Source organism: Candidatus Binatia bacterium, from assembly GCA_036504975.1.
Lineage (GTDB): Bacteria > Desulfobacterota > Binatia > UBA9968 > UBA9968 > JAJPJQ01.
On record DASXUF010000101.1, the window covers coordinates 1 to 4,998 of the forward strand.

Annotated in this window: 3 protein-coding genes and 1 pseudogene; 3 read left to right on the plus strand and 1 reads right to left on the minus strand. The window is 60.7% G+C overall.

Annotated features, from left to right (window positions below; all coding sequences use genetic code 11):
* Positions 1–218 precede the first annotated feature (218 nt).
* Positions 219–1,463, minus strand: a complete 1,245-nt coding sequence (locus tag VGL70_13120; protein HEY3304467.1) for a M24 family metallopeptidase — start codon at positions 1,461–1,463, stop codon at positions 219–221.
* 153 nt (positions 1,464–1,616) lie between these two features.
* Between VGL70_13120 and VGL70_13125 the strand changes: the two genes are divergently transcribed.
* The 3 genes and pseudogenes from VGL70_13125 (at position 1,617) to VGL70_13135 (ending at position 4,972) form a co-directional block, all read left to right on the plus strand.
* Complete coding sequence (locus tag VGL70_13125; protein HEY3304468.1) at positions 1,617–3,011, plus strand: bifunctional oligoribonuclease/PAP phosphatase NrnA; 1,395 nt, start codon at positions 1,617–1,619, stop codon at positions 3,009–3,011.
* A gap of 22 nt (positions 3,012–3,033) precedes the next feature.
* Positions 3,034–3,432 carry an archease gene (locus tag VGL70_13130; GenBank protein HEY3304469.1) on the plus strand — a complete coding sequence of 133 codons (399 nt, stop codon included), beginning with the start codon at positions 3,034–3,036 and terminating at the stop codon, positions 3,430–3,432.
* Between the two features lie 235 nt (positions 3,433–3,667).
* Positions 3,668–4,972, plus strand: a pseudogene (locus VGL70_13135) (RtcB family protein).
* The last annotated feature ends 26 nt before the right edge of the window (positions 4,973–4,998 follow it).

The window sequence follows — 4,998 nt, forward strand, 5'->3', positions numbered from 1 at the left end:
CAAGTAAAGGACGACGGCGGTGATGGAAAAAAGAAATATGGAATCGCCGCTGAGCCGCCGCGCCGTCATGATTCATTACCCAACGAGCAAAGTCGAAGGGTCGGACGAAATTCCCTCACCCTCTCCCAGAGGGAGAGGGAAGGGGTGAGGGTCAAAACAGTGGCGGCCACAGCGTTAAGGGTGATCCGTATTCCCATAAAAGGCCCTGAACAGGGGTTTCAGAGTATCTCCGGAAAAGTGAATTTTCTTTTTCCCAGGCGGCGCGCGCCGGCGGCGCCGATCACGACCGTGTCGCCGCAGCGAATCGAGTCCGGCGCCTCCGCCGGCATCGCGCCGGGCTTCAAGACAACCACGTTTCCCTCCACCAATGGAATATCCAGGTGCATGGTGTACTGCGCCGTGTTGTAGCCCACGTCCGCCTCGCCCGTCACCTGCGGCCGGTCCTCGCCGATGCCGCGGCCGTGGAGCAGCATGCCTTTCGGAATATGATTCGCTTCGCGGACGAGATTCTGATAGCGCCGGATGACCTCGCGGTAAGTAACGCCCGGCTTCATGAAAGCGACGAGATCGTCGAAGATCGCGACGCTGACCTCGAACGCGCGCTTGAGCTCCGGCGGAATTTTGCCGAGACAGGCGGCCTGGACCGTCTGCGCGATGTAGCCGCCGTATTTGGCTTCGAGCTCGGTGTTGATCATGTCGCCGGGCTGAAGCTTCCGGTGCGGCGCCATGCGCGACGCCCAGGGAACTCCGGCGCCGGCGCCCCAGTGCGTCATCGACGGGTAATCGCCGCCGCTCCCGATGATCGTCTGCCAGATCGCCGCGACGACTTCGTTCTCCATCACGCCCGGCCGCGCCTTCGCCACGATCGTCTCGACGACGCGGTCCAAAATCCCAGCCGACCGCTCGATAAACGCGACTTCCTCCACGCCCTTGACCGAGCGCGCGTCCTGCAACAGTTCGGTCGCGTTCTCGATCTTCGCGTTGGGAAATGCTTTTTTCACTTTCTCCAGCATGCCGGCGACGACGGTTCCTTCGGGCGCCCGCAGAAGTCCGCTGAGGCCGCTGACGCCGATGCGCGCGCCGTCGAGCTTCAGTTCTTTCATGCGCTCGATCACCGGCTCGCCCCAGGTGCGCCGCGTCGCGCGGATGTCTTTAACCCAGTCCTGAGCGATCCCCCACCATTCGACCTCGTTGGCGCCGCGCACGAACGCGGTCACTTCGCCGGAGAGCGGAAAAACCGCGGCGACCTCGTACTGATGGCCGCCGATGTGGGTTAAATAGCGGATGTCGGCCTGAAACTGATCCCAGTGGCTTTGATTGGGAAAGCCGATGATCGCGTCCATTCCCGCGCCGCGCATCAGCTCCCGCACCCTGCCCCACCGCCGGTCGCGCTCTTTGGCGCTGAATTTGGGAAGGCCGAACCCTCTTTCGCCGCTGTTGATCATTGTTTTGGATGCCCCCATTCCAAGCTTTCCCATTTCCTTATAAGCTTCAGTAGAAGGGTTCAAGTCCGGTAGAAAAACTGGATTGAAAATGCTAAGGTTCTCGCCAGCCGTTTTCCCGTCTCAACATCTCCGACTCCGCGCTACGATTGTCCCCCTCAGGGGGATGCACCTATGAAATATCTCGCCATCTGTGAAGACGATCTGCTCTTCCAATTCATGCGCAAGGTCGCAACCAAGCGAGGAGAGGTCCTCTTTCTGGTCGAGGACGCGGAAGCCGCCCGGCGCATCAGACGCCGCGGCGGTAGCAGCCAGTGGGGTGATCTCACAAAAGAATCGACTTACGAGAAGGCCCGCCTCGACCAGGTCGGCCAGGTTATCCTTTTTATCCGGGATCGTGTTCTGCGAGAACAGGTTTACCTGCTTCTGAGAACGTTCAACCCGGAACTCCCCATCCTCTCCCTTTCCTCCGGTGAAGACCCCACCGGAGCGCAGAAGGACTCTTTGCTGCGGCAACTCCCGCTCGAAGACATGTTCGAGGAATTTTGCGCCCCTCAACTGCTCGACGCCATCAACCGCCGCCGGGTGGACAAAATCCGCTCGCTGTTCAAGGAAAAAGACAAGATCCATATTCTCTTGCAGCACGATCCCGACCCGGACGCGATCGGCAGCGCGCTGGCGCTCCGCGAGCTTTTGGGCCGAAACCGGGCGACGACTCCGATCGTCACTTTCGGCGAGGTCACGCGTCCGGAAAATCTCGCCATGATCCGGCTTTTAGAAATTCAAATCGACCGAATCACCTACGAAGACCTGCACCAGGACGGCGCCAGGCTCGCTCTCGTCGACGTGCAGCCGCCCTATTTTCAGCAGCGACTCGGCAGAGTCGATCTGGTGGTGGACCATCACCCCAAGCGCGCGCCGTTTTCCGCCCGCTTCTCCGACCTCAGAACCAACTACGGCGCGACCTCGACGATCTTCACCGACTATCTCCGCGCCGCGGGCATGGAGCCGTCGCAGAGACTCGCAACCGCCCTGCTTTACGGGATCAAGACCGACACGCTGTTTTTGGAACGCGGCAGCCACATCGTAGACGTCGAGGCGTTCACGTTCCTCTACCCGTTCGCGAACCGCGCTTTGATCACCAAAATGGAGCGGCCGGCGTTGCCGCGCGAAGACCTCGAAGCTTTGGGCCGGGCTCTCACCCGCCTGCAACTGAACGACGGCGTCGCGGTCATCCACATGGGCGAGGTCAAGCGCGAAGACGTGATTCCGCAGATGGCGGAGTTTTCGCTGCAGATCGAGGGCGTCGAGTGGGGCATCGTCTCGGGCCTTTCCGGCGACCGGGTCGTGATCTCGGCGCGAAACGTCGGTTACGTCAAGAGCGCGGGCGATATCATGAAGCGGCTGTTCGACGACATCGGCAGCGCCGGAGGCCATCGGGCCATGGCGAAGGCGGTCATTCCAGTCGAGCGCTTCAAGGAAAAGTTCGGCGAAGTCAGCGAAAAGGCGATTCGGGACGCGATCGTTCCCCTGATCACCCAACGCGAAGAGGAGACGGGCCGCGGCTGAGAGAGACAACAGCTTTCGCGAGATCGACCACACCGCCGACATCGGTATCGAAGTCGAAGCCGAAAGCGCGGCGAAACTTTTTTCCACCGCCGCCGAGGCGTTCTACGGCTTGATCGCCGACACGGGAGGAATCCAGCCCAAACAGGAGATCTCAGTTTCAGCGACTGGCGAGGACTGGGAAGAGCTCTTGCAGGCCTGGCTCTCGGAACTTCTAGCTGAATTCAACCTCAAAGGTTTCGTCGGCAAGCAGTGCGAAGTAACTCGTATTGAGCCGGGCCGGCTGGGTGGTACAGTCAAAGGAGAGGCGCTCGACCTCCAGCGCCATCGCTTTCACACCGAGATCAAGGGCGTGACCTACCACGGACTGAAGGTGTGGCAGGAAGATAACCGATGGCACGCCAGAGTCATCTTCGATGTCTAGCCTGCTAATTCCCTCGCCCTCTCCCTGAGGGAGAGGGATGAGGTGAGGGCCAGGCCGAGAGCGTTGCCTGCACGTCGATAGGTGGTACATGGCTGAAAACGAAATCAAACTGAAACGAATTGAAGAATGTCTTTGGGAAATCCCCCGCCAGGGCGGGATGCGGGTTCCGGGGCGGATCTACGCCACGGAAAAACTTTTTTCCGCCCTGAAAGAAGACAACAGTCTTAAACAAGTCATGAACGTTGCCCACCTGCCGGGCATCGTCGGCTACTCGCTCGCGATGCCGGACATCCACTGGGGCTACGGCTTTCCGATCGGCGGCGTCGCCGCGATGGACGTCGCCGACGGAGTCGTCTCGCCCGGCGGCGTCGGTTACGACATCAATTGAGGCGTCCGCCTGGTGAAGACCGGTCTGGTCTTCAAGGACATCCGCGAAAAAATTCCGCAGATCGTGGACGCGCTGTTCGCGCTGATCCCATCCGGCGTGGGCAGCGAAGGCGCGATTCCCAAGCTCTCCAAAGAAGAAGAGAAACGTTTGCTGAGGGACGGCGCCCGTTGGGCCGTGAGTCACGGCTACGGGCGCGCTGAAGACCTGGAGTATATGGAAGAAGGCGGCCGGCTCGAAAGCGCGGACGCCGGCCTTGTCAGCGACCGCGCGCTCGAGCGCGGTCTCAAACAGGTCGGCACTCTCGGCTCGGGAAATCATTTTCTGGAGATCGGCCGGGTTGACGAAATATATTTGCCCGATGTCGCCGACAGCTTCGGATTGTCGCCCGATCAAGTCGTCGTATTGATTCACACGGGCTCGCGCGGCCTCGGCTATCAGACGTGCGAGGATTTTTTAAGGGTGATGAACCACGCGATGGCGAAGTACGGGATTCAACTGCCCGACCGCCAGTTGGCCTGCACGCCGATCCGTTCTCCCGAGGGAGAGGACTATCTTTCCGCCATGGCCGCGGCCGCGAACTACGCCTGGGTCAATCGGCAGGTCATCATGAGCCTGGCGGAGAAGGCGTTTATGAAAGCGCTGAATATCAGTCCGGCCGAGCTGGGTTTCTCGCTGATCTACGATGTCTGCCATAACATCGCGAAGATGGAAGACCACGTCGTGGACGGAAAAAAACGCCGCCTCTGCGTCCATAGGAAAGGCGCGACGCGCGCCTTTCCCCCTCGACACCCGCAAGTGCCGCGGGCGTATCAGGAGACCGGCCAACCGATTCTAATCCCCGGCGACATGGCGCGCTATTCCTATCTTCTGGTCGGAACGGAAGCGGCGATGCAGAAGACTTTCGGCAGCACGTGCCACGGCGCCGGCCGCGTGATGAGCCGGTCGCAGTCAAAAAAACAGAGCCACGGCATCGACATCGACCAGGAGATGGCTCGCCGCGGCGTCGTCGCGCGCTACCAGGGCCGCGCGACCATGGCGGAGGAGATGCCGCACGCCTATAAAGACGTCGCCGACGTGGTCGAAACGATGGATCTGGCCGGCATCTCGAAAAAAGTCGCGCGCCTGCGTCCGGTCGGAGTGATCAAAGGCTAGGGAATAACTTCGTGCTTCGACAAGCT